At 62.1% G+C, this 18667-nt stretch carries 22 protein-coding genes; 15 read left to right on the top strand and 7 right to left on the bottom strand.

Going from position 1 to position 18667, the window contains the following annotated elements:
- The first annotated feature begins 14 nt into the window (after positions 1-14).
- The 7 genes from trbJ (at position 15) to AC1ZQA_RS10320 (ending at position 6192) form a co-directional block, all read left to right on the top strand.
- Positions 15-710, top strand: a complete 696-nt coding sequence (gene trbJ / locus AC1ZQA_RS10350; RefSeq protein WP_055450432.1) for a P-type conjugative transfer protein TrbJ — start codon at positions 15-17, stop codon at positions 708-710.
- An 11-nt stretch (positions 711-721) separates the two neighbouring features.
- Positions 722-2440 carry a P-type conjugative transfer protein TrbL gene (gene trbL / locus AC1ZQA_RS10345; protein ID WP_055450431.1) on the top strand — a complete coding sequence of 573 codons (1719 nt, stop codon included), beginning with the start codon at positions 722-724 and terminating at the stop codon, positions 2438-2440.
- 1 nt (position 2441) lies between these two features.
- Positions 2442-2681: a hypothetical protein gene (locus AC1ZQA_RS10340; RefSeq protein ID WP_055450430.1), complete on the top strand. Its 240-nt coding sequence runs from the start codon at positions 2442-2444 to the stop codon at positions 2679-2681.
- Positions 2682-2874: 193 nt separating this feature from the next.
- On the top strand, positions 2875-3525 hold the full coding sequence (locus AC1ZQA_RS10335; protein WP_055450429.1) for a VirB8/TrbF family protein: 651 nt from the start codon (positions 2875-2877) through the stop codon (positions 3523-3525).
- An 86-nt stretch (positions 3526-3611) separates the two neighbouring features.
- Positions 3612-3806: a hypothetical protein gene (locus AC1ZQA_RS10330; RefSeq protein ID WP_055450428.1), complete on the top strand. Its 195-nt coding sequence runs from the start codon at positions 3612-3614 to the stop codon at positions 3804-3806.
- Positions 3803-4792 carry a TrbG/VirB9 family P-type conjugative transfer protein gene (locus tag AC1ZQA_RS10325; RefSeq protein WP_482676849.1) on the top strand — a complete coding sequence of 330 codons (990 nt, stop codon included), beginning with the start codon at positions 3803-3805 and terminating at the stop codon, positions 4790-4792. The genes AC1ZQA_RS10330 and AC1ZQA_RS10325 overlap by 4 nt, the downstream gene beginning before the upstream one ends.
- A gap of 11 nt (positions 4793-4803) precedes the next feature.
- Entirely contained in the window at positions 4804-6192 is a 1389-nt protein-coding gene (locus AC1ZQA_RS10320; protein WP_055450426.1) for a TraB/TrbI/VirB10 family type IV secretion system protein, read from the top strand.
- 231 nt (positions 6193-6423) lie between these two features.
- Here AC1ZQA_RS10320 and AC1ZQA_RS10315 read toward each other — a convergent pair whose 3' ends face one another.
- The 4 genes from AC1ZQA_RS10315 to AC1ZQA_RS10300 form a co-directional block, all read right to left on the bottom strand.
- Positions 6424-7119: a cytochrome c biogenesis CcdA family protein gene (locus AC1ZQA_RS10315; RefSeq protein ID WP_055450425.1), complete on the bottom strand. Its 696-nt coding sequence runs from the start codon at positions 7117-7119 to the stop codon at positions 6424-6426.
- Positions 7120-7122: 3 nt separating this feature from the next.
- Entirely contained in the window at positions 7123-7383 is a 261-nt protein-coding gene (locus AC1ZQA_RS10310; protein WP_055450424.1) for a thioredoxin family protein, read from the bottom strand.
- Positions 7383-7808: a heavy metal-responsive transcriptional regulator gene (locus AC1ZQA_RS10305; RefSeq protein ID WP_055450423.1), complete on the bottom strand. Its 426-nt coding sequence runs from the start codon at positions 7806-7808 to the stop codon at positions 7383-7385. The genes AC1ZQA_RS10310 and AC1ZQA_RS10305 overlap by 1 nt, the downstream gene beginning before the upstream one ends.
- 74 nt (positions 7809-7882) lie before the next feature.
- Complete coding sequence (locus AC1ZQA_RS10300) at positions 7883-8149, bottom strand: thioredoxin family protein (RefSeq protein ID WP_288092855.1); 267 nt, start codon at positions 8147-8149, stop codon at positions 7883-7885.
- 444 nt (positions 8150-8593) lie between these two features.
- On the opposite strand from AC1ZQA_RS10300, the gene AC1ZQA_RS10295 reads away from it, so the two are divergent.
- The 6 genes from AC1ZQA_RS10295 (at position 8594) to AC1ZQA_RS10270 (ending at position 12568) form a co-directional block, all read left to right on the top strand.
- Positions 8594-9007, top strand: a complete 414-nt coding sequence (locus AC1ZQA_RS10295; protein ID WP_141655818.1) for a hypothetical protein — start codon at positions 8594-8596, stop codon at positions 9005-9007.
- Between the two features lie 188 nt (positions 9008-9195).
- A complete protein-coding gene (locus tag AC1ZQA_RS10290) occupies positions 9196-9696 on the top strand; it encodes a TlpA family protein disulfide reductase (protein WP_055451821.1) in 501 nt (166 codons plus the stop codon).
- A gap of 14 nt (positions 9697-9710) precedes the next feature.
- Complete coding sequence (locus AC1ZQA_RS10285) at positions 9711-10883, top strand: protein-disulfide reductase DsbD family protein (protein ID WP_055451820.1); 1173 nt, start codon at positions 9711-9713, stop codon at positions 10881-10883.
- A gap of 10 nt (positions 10884-10893) precedes the next feature.
- Positions 10894-11388 carry a protein-disulfide reductase DsbD domain-containing protein gene (locus AC1ZQA_RS10280; protein ID WP_072243093.1) on the top strand — a complete coding sequence of 165 codons (495 nt, stop codon included), beginning with the start codon at positions 10894-10896 and terminating at the stop codon, positions 11386-11388.
- 69 nt (positions 11389-11457) lie between these two features.
- Positions 11458-12030, top strand: a complete 573-nt coding sequence (locus tag AC1ZQA_RS10275; RefSeq protein WP_055451818.1) for a hypothetical protein — start codon at positions 11458-11460, stop codon at positions 12028-12030.
- Positions 11963-12568 (top strand): TlpA family protein disulfide reductase, encoded by a 606-nt coding sequence (locus AC1ZQA_RS10270; RefSeq protein WP_082454475.1) that lies wholly within the window; start codon positions 11963-11965, stop codon positions 12566-12568. The genes AC1ZQA_RS10275 and AC1ZQA_RS10270 overlap by 68 nt, the downstream gene beginning before the upstream one ends.
- Before the next feature lie 233 nt (positions 12569-12801).
- Here AC1ZQA_RS10270 and AC1ZQA_RS10265 read toward each other — a convergent pair whose 3' ends face one another.
- Genes AC1ZQA_RS10265 through AC1ZQA_RS10255 form a run of 3 tightly spaced genes read right to left on the bottom strand, consistent with a single transcriptional unit; the run spans position 12802 to position 16370 of the window.
- A complete protein-coding gene (locus AC1ZQA_RS10265) occupies positions 12802-13455 on the bottom strand; it encodes a cupredoxin domain-containing protein (protein WP_245610082.1) in 654 nt (217 codons plus the stop codon).
- A 59-nt stretch (positions 13456-13514) separates the two neighbouring features.
- Entirely contained in the window at positions 13515-14621 is a 1107-nt protein-coding gene (locus AC1ZQA_RS10260) for a copper resistance protein B (RefSeq protein ID WP_055451817.1), read from the bottom strand.
- A 27-nt stretch (positions 14622-14648) separates the two neighbouring features.
- Entirely contained in the window at positions 14649-16370 is a 1722-nt protein-coding gene (locus AC1ZQA_RS10255; protein ID WP_055451816.1) for a copper resistance system multicopper oxidase, read from the bottom strand.
- A 177-nt stretch (positions 16371-16547) separates the two neighbouring features.
- Between AC1ZQA_RS10255 and AC1ZQA_RS10250 the strand changes: the two genes are divergently transcribed.
- Both AC1ZQA_RS10250 and AC1ZQA_RS10245 read left to right on the top strand, forming a co-directional pair.
- Positions 16548-17231, top strand: coding sequence for a heavy metal response regulator transcription factor (locus AC1ZQA_RS10250; protein ID WP_055451824.1), 684 nt, complete (start codon positions 16548-16550; stop codon positions 17229-17231).
- Between the two features lie 19 nt (positions 17232-17250).
- Positions 17251-18639: a heavy metal sensor histidine kinase gene (locus AC1ZQA_RS10245; RefSeq protein WP_324345743.1), complete on the top strand. Its 1389-nt coding sequence runs from the start codon at positions 17251-17253 to the stop codon at positions 18637-18639.
- The last annotated feature ends 28 nt before the right edge of the window (positions 18640-18667 follow it).

Here is an 18667-nt window from a genome sequence, read left to right as displayed (position 1 = left end):
GAAAGGAGCCCATCATGAACAAACCACGCATCGCCCTGGCCGCCGCCCTGGCCACCCTTGCCATTACCCCTGCACACGCCACCGGCGCAATCGCCGGTGCCACCTTCCCTGAACAGATCGTGCAGGAACTCACCTTGGTGGAGCAGTACGCCACCCAGGCGCAGCAGTTGCAGGCCCAGTTCCAGCAGGTCTACAACCAGGCGGTGAACATGGCGAACATCCCTTCGCAACTCTGGCCCAACATCACCAGCCAGCTCAGCAACCTGGTGAATCTGGTCGGCAACGCTAAAGGTCTGTCCTATGCCGCAGCAAACACCGTTTCCGCAGTGCAGTCGCAGTTCGGCGCGCCCAACGCCGTGCTGACCAATTACAACAAGAGCCTGCAGACCTGGACAGGGAATCTGGACAGTCAAATTGCCGGCGTGCTGCAGCAGTATGGGTTGAACGCCTCGAACTTTCAGACCACCCAATCGGCACTCGCCGCCATCCAGGCACAAAGCAATTCAGCAGCGGGCCGCAAGGCGGTCATGCAGGCGGGCAACCAGATCGCCGGTCTCATGGTCAACCAACTGCAGGGACTGCAGTCTGACATCCAGGCGGGCAACCAGGCCATGCTGAATTACATGGCCATGCAGGCGCACACCCAGACGGATCAATCCAACAGTGTGACGCCGATCCTGACTGCACCGACCCAGCCGGGCGCATTCTGAGGAGAGTCATAATGCGAGCAGACACCGTCGTCTCCTGGCGGAACATCCGCCCCACTGCGATGCAATGGGTGGCACTCGCCGGACTGTTGCTGCTGGTCGCGGCGGTGTCCGTCACATATGCCGCACCCGCCCCTACCCCTACAGGGGGGCCGGGTGGGCAAGGCTATCTGGACACCATCAGTTCACAGTTCCAGGCCGCCACCACGGGTTGGATGACCACGGCGCAAGGCTATGCCTTCAAGATTTTTACGGCTCTTGCCGCCATGGACTTGTCCTGGTGGGGCATCAAGCAGGTCCTCAAAAAGAACGACCTTGCCGATTTCATCGCGGGGGCAACCCTCAAGATCGCCTCGATCGCCTTCTTCTACACCATTGTCAAGTATGCGCCAACCTGGATGCCGCTGATCACGTCGAGCTTCATGAACATGGGTCAGGCGATCGGCGGCGCGGGGGCGGCGACTGCCTCTCCTTCCGGCGTGATGTCGATGGCGTTCTCCGTGGTGCATCAGCTGTATCAGGTCTACAACAACGCTCCTGGCGGTATTACGAACATCGGCACCAATTTGTTTCTCGCCATTGTCATTGCGGCAACGTCTCTGCTCGCCTTAATCGGCTTCGGCCTGGTGGCACTGCAGTTGCTGATGACGCTGATCGAAACCTACCTGGTCGGCGGTGCCGGTCTGGTGATGTTGGGCTTCACCGGTTCCGGCCTGACCAGCAGCTTTGGTGAGAAATACATCGGCTACCTGGTCAGCGTCGGCATCAAATTGCTGATGATCTACGCCATCATCGGACTGGGCCAGAATCTGGTCAACAGCGAACTCTCCTACATCGCGCGATACACGTCAGGCAATTCACTCCCCCCAACCGATCTGCTGACGGTCGGTGTCAGCATGCTGATCTATGGCGTGATCGGCATGCAGGCCCCCGGCCTGGCCGGTAGTCTGATGAACGGCTCACCCAATATGTCCCTGGGCAATGTGGCTGGCGGCGCGGCAGCCATTGCTGGCGGACTTGCAGCCGCCGGCGCTGCGGGCGTAGCCGGGTACGCTGCTGCAACGAAGGGGCTCGACAAGTTGGCGGGCCTCGTGGGCGCAGGCAGCGGCAGCAGCGCATCCGGCGCGGGCGGCGCGATAGCTGGGGCGGAGAAGCTCGCGGCTCTTGGGCAGGCCACAGGTGCGGCATCGGGCGCTGGCGGGTCTTCCGTCGGCGGGATCATGGGAGCGAAGGGCGGCAGCATTGGTGGTCTGCCGTCTGGCGGCGGATCAGGCAGCGCAGGTTCTGTAAAGGGAGCCAACGTCTCGCCGGGCGTCGCAGGCGTCGGTCAGGCCGCGCAGGCCATGATGGAGGGCAAGGGCATTGCGGATGCTGCGAGCACGCCCATCGGGCCACGTCTGGCGCAATCGAGCGCGGGATCGTCCGGCCCGGCGTCTGGCGCTTCACCCAGCCCGTCTGGGCGTCCTGGTACTGGCCCGGTGCCTGCAGCTGGCCAGCCCGGACAGAGTGTCGCGGCCAAGGGGACGATGGACAGCCTGGGCGCGCCGGCGAGTGCTGATCTCGATCAAAGACTTGCGCAGGAAAGCGGCGCGAGATCCAGCTCTGATCGGGAACCGTTCGATGCCTTGAGAGAGAACCTGGGCAAAGTGATCGATAAGAAAGATGACATTGCTCGCCACGAAGGTGGTGGCGGCAGCGGTATCCAGATCCGTCTCGGCCACACGGAGCATTGAGATGGCCGATGACAAAAACCGCTTGCGCAGACAGGTCGTGGATGAGGTCAGTGCAGGCTTTGCCCGAGCAATGCGCAGCGACCGCAAGGGGTTTGCGATTCTGTTGCTGCAAGTTGTCAACGCCGTCTGGTTCGCCGCGCTCTGGGCGCGCGGCTTTCAGCCTGTTCTGCCCGTCATGGCTTGGGGGCTTTTCTTCGTGGTCTCACTGGCCGCCATGATTGCTATCGAACGCACGAGGTAGCGTGCGCACCACCCTGCACAGACACAGGTTTCAACCCAAGGCCCGCCGATTGCGGGCCTTGTCGTGTCGCACAGTGCGAATCGGCTGAGCTTTCAGCCAATCCCCCCGCTCCCCACAGCAATTCCCGCTGCGGGCCACTCCGCAGAGTCAGTGTAGGGCGCCACATTCCGGCGCCGTAACCCTGGAGAACGGAATGGCCGAAGCCAACCCCTACCTCAACGCCCGCCGCGAGTGGGACGAGCGCTACGGCGACGCGCTCGCTCGGGCAAAGAACTGGCGGCTCGCCGCCTTTGCCAGCCTGGCAGTAGCCTCGATTGCCGTTGCCGGCATCGCCTATGTCGGCGGACAAAGCAAGATCCAGCCCTTTGTTGTTGCGATCGACAAAATGGGCAATCCGGTCGCGATGGCCCAGCCGATTGGTGGCAGCGCGGTCAGCCAGCGCATCATCGAGGCGCAGGTCGCAAACTGGGTATGGAACGCGCGCACTGTCGTTCCTGACGCCAATGCCCAGAAAGCCCTGATCGCCAAGGTCTACGCCATGGCCGGCACCAATGCCGCCGCTTACCTCAATTCCTACTACGCAGCGCATCCGCCTTTTGGGGATTTCACAGTCAACGTCACCATCACCAGCGTCCTGCCTGTCAGCAAGGACACCTGGCAGGTCGGCTGGGACGAGCTGCGCTACGAGGGTGGACAACCCAAGCCGGTCGAACACTGGCGGGCCAACATCACCACCGGGCTCGATCCGAAGATGGCCGACAACCCCCAGGTGATGCTCAACAACCCGCTGGGCCTGTTCGTCAAGAACGTGACCTGGACGCAGATCGTCGGAGGCGCGCCATGAGTGGATCAATGGCACCGCGATACCAACTGACGCGAGCGCGCTTGACAGGGCGCAACCTCACGGCGTTCGTCCTGGAGACAGCAGGGATGGCATTGCTCGTCTGCGTGCCCATCGTCTGGGGCTTCATGCCCTTGATTCTCCCATTCGACCCCGCGCCCTATGCCATCGGGCTCGGTGTCCTCGGCCACCTGCTGCTTCTGCTCGGCCTGCTCACGCGCCCGCGCATCCTGCGTCCCGATTTCGTCAATTCCATCATGCTCTATCAGGAGGATCAAACATGATTCCCAGCAAAACCCTTCTCACCCTGACCCTGATTGCCGCAGCGGCTAGCGCCCAAGCTGGTATGCCCTCGGCGGCTGCATCGCAACCGAAGTTGGACATCAAGACCGCCGCCTCGATGCCGTTGCAGACCAGCCACCAGATCTACGATCTCAAAGCACCGATCCCGCTGTCCTGGCGGGCGACCACGGCTGCGGCTCAGACCTGGCTCGACACCGGTAACGCGCCGAGCATGGTTGGCACCAATGGCATGGTGATGTACGCATACGGCCAGAGCCAGCCCACCATCACCTGCGCACCGCTGCACATCTGCGTCATCAATCTGCTGCCGGGCGAGCACATCACCAACCTGTCCATCGGCGACAGTGTTCGCTGGCTGGTGCAGCCCACTGACGCCGGAAAGACGCCGGTCGTTGTGGTCAAACCCACGGCGGCAGGCCTGACAACGAACTTGGCTGTCACCACCGACGCAGGCCGGGTTTACTACATGACCTTGGTCAGCGACAAACACAGCTATGTGCCGCAGATCGGCTTCTACGATCCGCAGCAACTGGTCATCAACATGGAGCAGCAGGCAGCGCGGCAGCGCGCCGCCGAAGCAGCACAGACCGAAGCGAAGAAGCAGGAAGTCGTCGCCCCCATGGGCAACATCGACCCCTCAACCCTGGACTTCAACTACACCTGCAAGCTCGATGGCGGCCAATCTGACCTCGAAAACGACGACCTTCTTCCTGTGCGTGTGTTCTCCGGTGGTGGTCACACCTACCTGCAGATGCCCGGCAAGATGCGCTACACCGACGCGCCTGCGGTGTTCAACGTCACCGACGACACCACCGAGCTGCTCAACAGCCGTCTGGTGCACGGCTACTTCGTGATCGACAGCCTGCCGCAGAAGTTCAAGCTGGCCGTTGGCGTCGGCAAGGGCGCGCGCAGCGTCACCTGCGAACACGCGCAGGCCAGCACTGGACCAAGCTGGTGGACGCGCTAAAGGAGCCCATGATGACCGACACAACGCAATCAGGCACCCCCGAGGCCGACCCCATCCTGCTTGCGCAGGACGTGGACGGCGCCGCCGCCGACAAGAAAAAGAGCCTGAGCATCAAGGGCACACCAAAGGAGGGTGGTGCCTGCCTGAGCAAGAACTTCAAGAATGTGGCCTTTGTTGCCGGTGGCGTCATCGCTGGCGGCATGGTCATCGGCATCATGACGGCCGGGAACAAGCCATCAGCCCCCGCCGACGGCAGCGACGCCGGCGCCCAGCAGGTCGGGCAGACGAGCCCGGACATCGCCGCGATGCAGCGCGCCGCAGCCCGCGCCGCTGCACCGACCTCTGGAGCGTCGAGCCCGGTCAAAACCGCCGCTGCGACAGCAAGCTCCCCCGGATCTGCGCTGCAAACGCCAGGCGCGACGCTCTCGACGACCAACAACCAGCAGCAGCTCACTCCAGCCCAGAAGTATCACCAGTGGCTGGAAGAGCAGCACTACAAAGACCTGGAAGGTGCCGTGCTGGCCGCCCAGAGTGCGCATCTGTCCAAGGTCGGACTGGAATCACCGAGCGGGGGACAGCAGTCTTCCGGCGGCAATACTGCCGATGATCTGCGCCGCCTTGCCCTGGCTGCCGCCCCCAAATCTGGCGAACAGGATCAGGCCCTGCAGAAAACCCTGGCCGCCCTGCAGGGCGGTGCAGGCGCAGGCCAGCAATCGCCTCAGCAACAGAACAAGGGCTTCCTGGATGCCGCACAGACCAAGGGCGAAAACGGTTACTTGCCCGCCGCTGTGCAGCCGCCGCTTGCCCGGCACGAACTGTTCGCAGGCAGTGTCATTCCGGCTGTCATGCTCAGCGGCATCGACAGCGATCTGCCCGGCACCATCAGCGCTCAGGTGCGCCAGACCGTCTATGACAGTCTGAATCCGTCGGTGGTTGTCATCCCTCAGGGGACGCGCCTGATCGGCGAATACAGCAGCGAGGTCGCCTATGGCCAGAGCCGCGTTCTGGTGGCCTGGAGCCGGTTGATCTTCCCCAATGGCGCCACCATCGACCTGCGCGGGATGGAAGGCACCGACGGCAAGGGCCAGGCCGGGTTCCACGACCAGGTGGACAACCACTACCTCCGCGTCTTCGGCAGTGCCATCCTGATGAGCCTGCTTGGCGTCGGCGCCCAACTGAGCCAGCCGCAGAACTCCGGCGCGCTCAACACCCCGTCGGCAAGCCAGCAGGCGGCAGCTGCCACGGCGCAGCAGCTCAACAACGTCGGTACCAACCTGCTCAATCGCAACCTGAACATCCAGCCGACGCTGGTGATCCGGCCGGGCTATGCTTTCAACGTGCTGGTGAACAGGACAATGATCCTGCCGCCGTATGGGGGACTGAACCGCCCCGGCTTCTGAGGGGCTACAACTTTCAGAGAGAGGTCGGGACCGCTATCGGCCACTACCGGTCTATCACGCGTTCGCCGGAGCCGCCATTCGCGTGACTGCTCAACTCTGGAACCCGTCGGAGAGCCAACGCAAGCTGATCGGCGGGCATTAGATGGGGTTCTTGGGAACGTCAGCGATGCTCGAGGTTTCGGCCCACGACAGATGCTGGATCAACCGTCTCGTTCTCCGGCTTTGCGGCGTTCAGACCGCCAAAGCCGGAACCCAGGCGTAATAGCCATTGAGCAGATAGACCCCGAACAGAATCAGCGTGATGCCGCCAGCAGCCTCAAATAGACGTCGGTAAGCATCGAAGTGCCGGAGGTTCTGCAGCCATCCCAACGACCACGCGCCCACGGCCACGGGAATCGCCCGGCCGAAGGCGAAGGCCAGCAACAGGCCCATCCCCAGCCATGGCGAACCTGATGCCGCGGCGACGCCGATCAGCACAGCCAGCGCAGGGGTGCAAAACGGACACACCGCAACCGAGAACGGGATGCCCAGGGCAAACGCACCCCATAGCCCCTTGGGACGGCGCGCACGCAAGGCCAAGGCTGGCAGGGGCAGGCGGATCCAGCCCGGCCATAGCAGGCCCATCAGAATCAGCAGCGGTCCGAGGAACAATCCCCATTGGCGCCCCAGCAGATGCTCGACCCAGGCACCGCCCAAGCCGGCGATCAATCCCAAGAGCCCGTGGATGAACAGCATGCCCAGGATGAACATGGTGCCGAAGGCCCAAGCCTGGCGGGCCTGCCTGGCCTTGGTGACGTAGGCCATCGAGACAGGAATGGCGGCTAGCGCCACGGGATTGATGCTGAAAGCCAGCCCGGCCAGGAAGCTGACACCCAGAGCCGCCGTGCCGGCATGTTCCAGGGTGGTGCGAAATAGGGATGGATCCATGGGTCAGCACTCGTCCCGCGCAAGCGGTTCCAGGGCCGCACAGAGCTGTTGCGGCGTCGGCAGTTTGGGAAAGAGCAAATCCCCGTTGACGGCCAGCGCCGGCAGGCTCAGAACGCCGAGTTCGACGGCACGGTCGAGTGCCTCCAGCACATTGCATTCGCACCACTGAACTTGCGGGAAGCGCTGCAGGGCGGCGGCCTTGAGCTGGGTGCGGGCGCCATCACACTGGGTACAGCCCGGGGAATAGAACAGTTCGATCTGCATCAGCGTGCCCCGTTGGACGCAGTCAGTTCGGCGCTTTCGAGTGCAGCCAGTATGGGGCAAGCATCCAGGGGATAGCGTTCCTGGTTGCAATCGGCAATCAGGCGGCCCAGGGCGTCGGACATGGCCTTGAGCGCCTTGATACGGCTTTCGAGCTGTAGCTTTTTCTCGATCGCCCGTTTGCGCATATCGCCGCAACAGGCGGCGTCCGTGGCACGCAGATCGAGCAACGCGTGGATTTCCGCCAGCGTAAAACCGCAATGCTGGGCCTGCTTGATGAACCGGATGCGACGCGCAGCCTCGGCGTCATAGAGTCTGTAACCCCCTTCGGACTTGGAGGTGGGGGCAATCAGGCCCTCGCGTTCGTAGAAGCGCAGGGCATCGGGCGTGGTTTGCGCCAGTGCAGCGAGTTTGCCGATGGTCAGCATGGATTGTTTTCTGCCGTTCAGGAGCATGACATGCCTGGCCCCAACATCATCGCGGGGCCAGGCGATGCAAAACGCTAGCGCACCTGGCCGAGACCGGCCACGCGCAATACGGCTTCGTCGACACCGCGCCCGGCACAGCAACCGGCGAGTTGGCCGTCGATGGCGACCGCGGGAACCGAACGCACGCCCAGCGCCTTGGCACGCGCCGCAGCCTTGATGTCGTGCATGTCATGCACGACAATGTCGCAAGACGTGCAGGCAACGCGCTTGACCAAGGCCACCACGTCTTCACACACGCCGCACCCGGCGCTGAAAACTTCAACCTGACGTTGTGTTGCCATGTCAGAACTCCTTCGTTTGAAACACCCATCTGTCTTGGCATGATCCCCGGGTGAACAAAGACCTGCCGCATCGCGATGGATGCACTCTAGACCTTGGAGTGAGGTCCAGAGTCAAGGGATTTTTTGGCGTGCTGTTCATCTTCGGGATGACTGCCTTCATTTTCATCGCCGAAGTGACAGAAACTTTTCGGCCGACGTCATGCCTTTGCGGCAGTTTGGGCAAAGCATGCCACCCTAAAAAGTTTACACAGAAATTCCTCTCTGAATCGAATAGGATCGGTATGCGCTGTGGTGCGTCGCACGCATGTTCGCAGCCGCCTGCGTGACGAGGGCAGCACCATAACCAATTTTTGCTGGAACTCCGGCAGGCATGCAGGACTCAAATATCGATTTGCATGATGACGCTCGCTTATATCCCCTTGCTTTTCTCAATAGCCTGATTGCATGAACACCTTGCGTGTCGTCCTGCTCACCGTCCTGCTGGCGTTGCTGCCGCTGCAAGGCTGGGCCGCTATGGGCGATGCCACGACGTTCACGGCCATGCTGAGTCACTGCCCCGGACGAGATCAAGCTTTAATGGGGGCATCGCACGCAGACTTGTCGGCCACAGACCTGCAACAGTCACAGCATCCCCTCGATTCCTTTGAACGCAGCCGTGAAGTGAGGCCGGACGGCCGCCTGGGCCACCCGGTAGCCGGACATGCCCTTTGCCCCGTCCCCTGCGGTATCGCTTTAGCGACGGCTTCCGCGCCATTCGCTTGGCACTTTGTACAGAACGCAGCTTCCATGCCGCAATTCCACACACGCTTCGTCGCCAGTGCGGCGCCTGACGCCCCTTATCACCCGCCCAGGGTCTGATCACCCCTCAAAGCCGGCATTCGTCCGGCCTCAGCGCTGCGGCAGCAGGTCAATCTGCGAGGTCGCCCTCTGTCCCCGGCTCGTCCCAACGACCAGCCTCCGGACCCGGTCCGAGAGCATCGTTCCGCGATGAAACTGGGCGAGCCGATCACCACAGCCTTCTTGAAAACATCGATCGAGGTGAAATCATGCGTGTGCGTTTCACAATTGCCGCCACTGTGGCGTTCGTCATGGCCGGCATGGCCTATTTTGTCCTGGCCAGGAAGCCGGCTGTCCCGCAGGCGACGTTTGTGCTGCTGACTGGAAGAACCCTTTCGACCTCTTCCCTGCGAGGCCAGGTCTATCTGGTGAATTTCTGGGCCACGAGCTGCGCTACCTGCATCAAGGAAATGCCCCAAATGGTCAAGACGTACGAGCGATTCGAGGGAAGGAATTTCGAGTTCATCGCGGTGGATATGAGCTATGACCCGCTGTCTTATGTGACCGACTACACCTCGACCCGGCATTTACCGTTCAAGGTTGCCAAGGACGCGGATGGCCACCTGGCACGCGAGTTCTACGACGTCCGCCTGACGCCGACCACGTTTCTGGTCGACAAGCAAGGGAACGTCGTCAAGCGAATTCTCGGCGAACCCGACTTTCCCGAGCTTGATCGACTGATCCAGCACGAACTGGCTAAAAACGCTTGAAAGGACCAAGCCCCATGGACATCTCACTCATCCTCGAAGTCCTCCTCGCGGTCGGCGCAGGCATGCTGCTCAACCTGACGCCATGCGTGCTGCCGGTCATTCCAATCAAGGTTCGCACCATCCTGCGCGCCGCCGGTGCAAAGCCGGCGACACGTGCTTTGTCCGCCGGTCTGTTCGCTGCGGGGTCCCTGTTGTTTTTCACACCCCTGGGGCTGGCAACAGCTCTCCTGCATCTTCAATGGGGCGTGCTGTTCCAATCGCGAGCCGTGCTGATCGGCCTGGTCATCATCCTGCTGGTGATGGCGGTGATGAATTTCACGGGGCGCAGTTTGCCGATTCCTCCCATCATCGCGAGAATGGGAGGTGGGCGTTTCGCCGAGCCGCTGGTCTCCGGCCTGGTCAGTGCCCTTTTGTCGACGCCCTGTACCGGCCCCTTGCTGGGTGGGATCCTTGTGTTTGCCCTCACCCGGCCAACTGTCGACATCGTGATGATATTCATCGCGATTGGTCTTGGCATGGCTCTGCCCTACGCCATTCTGCTTCTGAAGCCCGGACTTCTCGATCGGCTGCCACGTGGAGGGGCTTGGACTGATATCGTGCGTCAAAGCTTCGGCTGGCTGCTTGCCGGCGCCGCGATTTTTTTCGCGCAAAGTCTGTTTCCCGCCAGCGTGGACAAGGCGCTATGGTTCGCATTTCTTGCTGGGATGATGTTGTGGGTACTCGCAACGAGCCTTCGCGCCACAGATCGCGCCTCGCGCTGGGCCGCGCCACTTTCGAGCTTGCCCGCACTGGCTTTGGTTTATCTGAGTGCAGGGATCTGGCCCGTCCCATCGCAGGGCATCCCTTGGCAGCCGCTTGAGGCAACACAAATCGCCGAGATTGTCAATCTGCATCGCCCTGCGCTGGTCGAATTCACCGCACAGTGGTGCCTGAACTGCAGGTTTCTGGAGCAAACCGTCTATGGCGACGCGCGCGTTGTGCAAGCCCTGCGCACCCGCGGTGTCGTTCCCTTGCAGGTTGACCTAACCCGCCCGAACCCAGAACTGCAAAGTCTCCTTGCCGCCTACGGCGGGGCTGGCCTGCCGTTCGTGGCGATATTGAATCCACATGGGCGAGAGATCGGCCATCTTTCCGGACTGTTCTCGGCCGATGCGCTCGTCCGAGGTTTGAATGCCATCCAACCATAAAGGAATTTCGATGAAACCAAAACTCCGGCGCATGGCCGCCGTCTCGCTCATTGCCCTGACCGTCTTGATCGGCGCTGCCTTGCTGTTCCATGCCGCGTATCCCGACCCTGGCTTGACCCCGGCTGCTGCCGGCGATCTGGTCGATTCCTCCGCCAAGGTTGGTGCCAGTGCCGCGATCAATGGCCCCAATGCGGTGGTGACGCTGCACATTGACGCGGGTTGGCATGTCTACGCCAATCCGCCGTCGGCGCCCTACTTGATTCCTGTCACGGTGGTCGCGCAACGCAGTGGCCGTACGTTAGCGATCCAACCTCTCTATCCACCCGGTCAAGACATCGGCCTACATATCAACGGCAAGACCATACGGGTCTACGAGAACGGTACACGCATCGCTCTGCCAGGTCTGTCAAGGCTGCGCGATGTCCGCATACAGGTGCAAATCCAGGCTTGCGCCGACAAAGGGCTATGCCTTCCACCGGCAACGATCGTTGCGACGACCCAATAATCTCATCGCTTCAGCGCTTTTCCGCCCGTAGAGCGGGCCCCGCTCGCGTTTTTCTTACGGAGTTGAACGATGGATGGTCGTGTTTTTCCCTTGCTCGTCGTACTTGCCTGTGCCGTGCTTCCGCCCGGCGCCTTGGCTGCGGATGCCGCCCCGGCCGCAGCGGCGAGTGCGGCGCAACCGTCGTGGACGAACGCCAGGCACGCTTTCACCGTGCAGTTGATCCAGCTCAGCCCAGACAGTGTGCGCGCCTTCTACGAGAACATGGGCTATCCATCCAAGGCCATCGATGCCATTGCCCGGGTCTGCGTGTTCGGAACCTCGATCCGGAACAACGCCAAGGTTCCTATCACCTATGACGTGGCCGCCTGGAAGGCCGTGACCCCGGATGGCAAGGGGCACCCGCTGATCACCAAAACCCAGTGGCTGCACCGCTGGCAGCCACTGGGCGTGCGTTCGGACTGGTCGGTCCTGCCGGCGCAGCAAACCCTGCAGCCCGGGGATTGGGCCCAGGGGTTCACCACCGTCGACTTGCCGCGCGGCGCGCGGTTCAAACTGATTTTTTTCTGGAGAGAGCATGGAACGCAACACCAAGCCACATTGGCCGGACCGCAATGCGCGGGGGCCACGCCTGATCAACCCTGAGCGCCGCCAGGTGCTGTCCTGGCTCGGCGGCGCCGGGCTGCTGGCCGTTGGCGCGGCGCGCGCCGCACGCGCCGCCGACCCGGCGCAGGACCACGCGCTCGCGGTGGTGGAGCCGCCACGCCCGGCGCCGGCATTCAGCTTGCAGGACATCAACGGCAAGACCCACCGCCTGGCCGATTACCGCGGCAAGGTGGTGCTGGTCAACTTCTGGGCCACCTGGTGCCCTCCGTGCCGGCAGGAAATGCCGTCCATCGAAAGGCTTTACCTGGCGATGAAGGGCCGCCCCTTCGAGGTGCTGGCGCTGGACCAGGGCGAGACCCTGAACAACGTTTTCGCCTACATGGGCCAGCTCAATCCATCACCCACCTTCCCGGTGTTGCTGGACCAGCACAGCGAGGCGGCGCATGCCTTCGGTGTGATGGGCATTCCGACGACCTATCTGGTCGACAAGAATGGCATGATCGTCCGGCAGGCCGTCGGCGGGCGGGATTACGACAGCCCTGCGATTCGGCAGGTCATCGAGGCCCTGATGCGCTGAACAGTCCCTGATCAGGCCACGGCGAACTGGCCCATCATCCCTTGCAGGCTGAGGTGCCGGACGGAGGCATCCGGCCCGCGGCGTCGAAATGGAGGCGATTTTCGCGGGCAATCGGCCCTGCTTGGCGGCGGGAGGCGCGGCGCGAAGCGGTAGAAGGCGACACTCAAGCAAGATTTTTGAGAACGCCAAGCCGCTGTTGCCGGGTGCCACCCCTGCCACTTCATGTGGAGCGCTCACTCCACCAGAATCTTGCCGACCATGCCAGCTTCCATATGCCTGGGCATCGTGCAGGCGAAGTCGACGGTCCCGGGCTTGCCAAAGCGCCAGATCAGCTCACCCTTGCTTCCAGGCGGTACGGCGACCATATTGGGCTCGGCCCCATCGGTCATATCGGGCATAGCCGCCATCATCTTTTCGTGCTCCTTGAGCTCGGCCATGCTCCCGATCGTCATCTCGTGCTTGATTTGGCCACGGTTGATCAAAACAAACCGAATCGTTTGTCCCGGCTGCACATGGATGACATCCGGCGTAAAACGCATCGAGTCGTCCATCGTGATGTCCACGTTTTTGGTGGCGGCCGTTGCTTGACCAGGATTGCCGATGGAAGATGCGTCGGCGTCCGCGTCGGCATGAACCGATGCGTGGGGGGCAGAGGCCGCATTTGCGGCAACCCCTGACATGCCCATGCCCTGCATGTTCATACCTTGCATATTCATGCCCTTCATGGCACCAGGCATTGCGGCAGCCTCAGAGGACACGCTTGCGCCACGCTTCGGCGTGGCCTCGTGTGACGGATTCTCGACTCCGGACGCATTCGCGGCGGCAAGCGCAAATACGGGCCATGCGCCAAGCAGAAGCATGGACAGTCGGATTTTCTTCATCTTCATATGGGTATCCTTTCGTCAGCCTTAAAAGTACAACAGCGAATCCGTTGAAAACCAACGGGTCAGAACCAGAAATGCAAGCCAGCGACGATGGCCGTCTGGCGTGTCTTTTCGCCCGCAATGCGCGCGTAGTCCGCGCTGCGGCCAAATTTCCCGCTCCATTCCACGCCGACATAGGGCGCGAACTGGCGCGTGAACTCGTAGCGCAGGCGCAACCCGGCGGTCGCATCGGACAGCCCACTGCCGATTTGACGCGCCGGATCATCCTTGCCATACAGGTTGGCTTCAACGCGCGGCTGCAGTACGACGCGCTGGGTGATCAGCAAGTCGTAACTCGTCGCCAGACGCAGCGCGCTGCGTCCCGCGTTGCCCAAATAGCCTGTGGCCTCGACATCGAACCAATAGGGTGCCAGGCCCTGCACCCCGAACGCCAGCCAGTTACGGTCGGGTCCGGAGCCGTTGTCGTGACGCACACCGAGCTGCGTGTCCCAGAACGCGGCAACCGCGTGCCCCCAGAGAAGCTCGGTTCGGGCGTCCTGCAGGCGTCCTTGCGAGACATCGCCCTCGGCCTTGATCACCAAGCGGTTGAAATCGCGGCCGAACCAGGCCTGCACGTCGTAGGCGCTCCAGTTGCCGTCGCGCGTATAGGCGCGCTCCAGGCGATCGACCAGCACCGAGCCGAAATTCTCCTGGTCCGCAAGGCGCGGCGGCTTGACTCCAGGCGGGATAAAGGGTCCGGTCGTCAGCGTGTAGCCACCGGAGTACGCATCGGCGCTGCGCGGCTGGTTGGGAGCCGCCCCCTTCATGTTCCCGTCAGCCGCCGCCTGCGTGGCCGCGCCCGTCCCTTGCATCTGCATCCCCGGCATGTCCATCCCATTCATGTCATTCGGCGCTGCCGCGGGCTTTGAAGAGGGCGTGGGAATTGCCTTTGACGAAGACGGGGTGGTTGCATCCATTCCCTGCATGTTCATGCCGCCCATGTCGCCAGACATTGCAGGCGCCTTCGTCGGCGAAACGGGGTGATCGGCCGGGGAGGAAGCCGAAGCAGCAGGAGATCCCATCCCTGGCATGCTCATCCCTGGCATGTCCATGCTTTGCGCCCAGACCGGCGCAATCGCCAGACCGGCGATCGCCAATGCCAGAGCTTTGTTGATGTGTTGCAGTCTCATTGATTTCATCTCCTATGGCCGCGGTGGTCATGACACCAGAATCTCGCGGAACATCCCCGCGTCCATGTGCATCATCAAATGGCAGTGCCAGGCCCAGCGCCCCAGCGCGTCGGCGCTGATGCGGTAGCTGACCTGCTGCGCCGGCTGAACCGGGATGGTGTGGCGGCGCACCTGGAATTGGCCATCCGGGCTCTCCAATTCGCTCCACATGCCGTGCATGTGCATCGGGTGGGTCATCATCGTGTCGTTCACCAACACCATGCGCAGGCGCTCGCCATAGCGGAAATGCACCGGTGTCGACTCCCCGAACGGCACGCCGTCGAACGACCAGGTGTAGCGCTCCATGTTGCCCGTCAGATGCATCTCGATCGTGCGACCGGGCGCACGCGGGTCGATCGGGCCACCGATCGTGTGCAGATCAGCCAGGGTCAAGACGCGTCGGCCGTTGTTGCGCAGGCCCACGCCAGGATCGTCCAGATTTGTCCGTGGGTGGTCGACGCGGGCGTCGACGCCGGGACCGTATTCGGCCGGCGCGTGCCGCACAGCAGGTTCCGTGTCCATACTCATCCCTCCCATGTCCATTCCCGGCATCGAGCTCATGTCGTTGCCCATCATGTCGGCCATGGTCAATTGCTGGCGTGGGTCCATCGGCGGAACGGGCGCGGCGAGACCCGGCCGGGCAGCCAGCGTGCCGCGTGCGTATCCGGTACGGTCCATCGATTGCGCAAAGATCGTGTACGCCTCGTCTCTGGGGCGCACCAGCACGTCATAGGTTTCCCCAGGGCCGAAGCGGAACTCGTCTACACTCACCGGCTCCACGTCCTGCCCGTCGGCGGCAACCACCGTGAGTTTCAGGCCGGGGATGCGCACGTCGTAAAAGGTATCACCCGAGCCATTGATGAAGCGCAGTCGTGCGACCTTGCCCGGCACGATGGGTGCGAACCAGTTGCCGGCAGGGGTGACGCCATTAGTGAGATACGTCAGCGTGGCGCCCGATAGATCGGAAAGGTCGCCCGGACTCATGCGCATCTGCTCCCACATCGCGCGCTTGTCGAGTGCCGCACGCAGTCCCTCGCGGGAGACATCGCGGAAGAAGTCCACCGCCGTCGGCTCGTGGTAGTTGTCAAAACCGCTGTCGTCCTTGAGCTTGGCCAGGACGCGCATCGGGTCTTCGTCCATCCAGTCCGACAACAGCACCACATGATCGGTCTCGGCGTGTATGGTCTTGCCCTGCGCGGGCTCGATGATGATGGCGCCGTACATGCCAGTTTGCTCCTGCATGCCCGAGTGCGAGTGGTACCAGTAGGTGCCGGCCTGCCGGACCTTGAAGTGATAGACGAAGGTCTCACCGGGCGTGATGCCCTTGAAGCTCATTCCAGGCACGCCATCCATCTGAAAGGGCACGAGCATGCCGTGCCAGTGGATCGACGTCGAACGGTTCATACGGTTGGTCACACGAATCGTCACCGTGTCGCCTTCCTTCCAGCGCAGCGTCGGCCCTGGAATCGATCCGTTGATCGTCGTCGCGACCCGAGGTTTTCCGGTGAAATTGACCGGAGTCTCGGCCACCGTCAGATCGAATTCGCGACCCCGCAGCTCCGGGGCCGTCCCGGTTGCGGTGGGCGCCGCTTGCGCGTGCGCCGCCCATGGGGCCAGCCCCAGCATGACGCCGCCAGCAGCCAACCCTTGCACGAAGCGCCGCCGTTGAACATGGACACCTTGTGGCCGGATGAGGAGATTGCGTTGCATGGTTTCGGCTGCTCCCGTTCAATGGAAAAATTTGAATGTGAAGCGTAGACAGGGTGTGCTTTCATGCGGATGACCACGGCATTACATTGATGTCATCGTCCTGTCATGGTCGCGGCAGATTCGGCGAACTACATTGAGAGTATGCTTCGGTCTTGGGGCGCCGGCGAGGTAACGCAGATGAAACTTCTGATCGTCGAAGACGAAGTCAAAACCGGGGAATATCTACAGCAGGGTCTCAGAGAATCGGGGTTCGTCGTGGATTGGGCGCGCAACGGCCTTGATGGCCATCATCACGCGATGATCGCGCCGTATGACCTGATCGTGCTCGATGTCATGCTTCCCGACATCGACGGATGGCGCATCCTCCGATCCCTTCGCGAGTCGGGCAACGATACGCCGGTGTTGTTCCTCACCGCGCGTGACGCGGTGGAGGATCGCGTCAAGGGCCTTGAACTCGGGGCCGATGACTATCTGGTCAAACCATTTGTCTTCACCGAGTTGCTTGCACGGGTACGCACCCTGTTGCGACGCGGGCGCGCCCCAACGCAAATCGATCAACTTGAGGTCGCCGATCTGGTGCTCGATTTACCGCGGCGCCGTGCTACGCGGGCCGGCACCCGAATCAACCTGAGCAGCAAGGAGTTCGCCTTGCTTGAATTGCTGATCCGTCGTCAGGGCGAAGTGCTGCCTCGGTCCCTGATCGCATCCCAGGTTTGGGACATGAACTTCGACAGTGACACGAATGTGATTGATGTTGCCATTCGTCGGCTGCGAGCGAAGGTCGACGATGGTTTCGAGCCCAAGTTGATCCAGACCGTGCGCGGTATGGGTTATACCCTGGACGTCCCCGATGGGCGTTGAGAACCGAACACGCCGCCCCATGTCGCTGGCGGTTCGCGTCACAAGTCTGGTTGGCTTGGTGACAACGGCGATATTCGTACTCTCTGCATGGGGCATCGAATATTCGATCCAGCGGCATTTTTCCCGGATGGATCTGGCCGAACTGCAATCAGCTTGGGCATCGGTGGATGCAGCGCTTCATCGAGATGGGGCTTCTTCGTCTGGGGTGGCACAGTCCCACGAACTCGTCGACGCGATCGCGGGAGGCCACGATGTGTACTTTGTCGTCCGTGACGCTAATGGCCGGCTGCTGTACGGAACGACTGCACCAGATCTCGATGCCTTGGGCGAAAAGGTGCCCGCCACCACGCATTTGACTTTAGATACGCTCCATATCTGGCGAACCGATCACCACGTCTACCGAGGAGCGGTCTTGCGTAGTGGCAACAAAACGGTCGTCGTCGCCACTGCGATCGACTTCCACCTCCAGTATTTACGGGAATTGCAGAATGCTCTTTGGGCGGGGACGTTGATGGCAAGCCTCATCAGCGTTCTTGTCGCAGCCTTAGCCGTACGCCAAGGGCACGCGCCGCTGCGCCGCATCAGCGCGCGCATGCGAGAAATGACAACTGAGCGGCTGCACACACGCCTCGATCCAAAGCATGTTCCAGTCGAACTCGTGGATCTGGCGGCCGCCTTCAACGCCATGTTGACCAGGATCGAGCAAGGCTTCGCGCGTTTGCGTAACGTCTCGGCCGACATCGCTCACGAGCTGCGCACCCCTGTGACCAATCTCACGACGCAAACCCAGGTCGCGCTGTCAAAGGCCCGGGACGTGGACGCCTACCGGGAAATCCTGTATTCGAACCTTGAAGAATTCGAGCGTATGGGCGCGATGATCAGCGACATGCTGTTCCTGGCGCAAGCCGAGCAGGGGCCGATGCGACGCGACGCCGCGGGAATTGACCTGCATGCGGAAATACGCAGCTTGTTCGACTACTTCGAAGCCTGGGCGGAGGACCGTGGGGTCTCGCTCGAACTGAACGGGCAAGTCGGCCGAGTCGAGGGTGATCGGGAGATGTTGCGCCGCGCACTCAGCAACCTGATCGCCAACGCCATCCGATATACGCAGCACGGTCAATCCGTCCATCTGCGCTTGTCGCAGGACGAGCGGTGGGTCAGGATTGAAATATGTAATCCCGGCAACATTCCATCCGAACATTTGCCCCATTTGTTCGATCGCTTTTACCGCGTGGATCCTTCGCGCCAGCGCCGTGGCGAAGGGGCGGGGCTCGGCTTGGCCATCGTCAAGTCGATCGTCGAAGCGCATGCCGGTCAAGTCGAGGTCACGTCCGAGAATGGAAAAACATGCTTCAGCGTGCGATTGCCGGGGGCGCATCTCAGCTCTCAAGTCACTCACGCCAAGTAGTTGATTAACAATGAGTCTTTTGAGCGAC

The organism is Thiomonas sp. DCM-2 (assembly GCF_056820905.1).
This window is presented reverse-complemented; position numbering and strand designations above follow the sequence as displayed.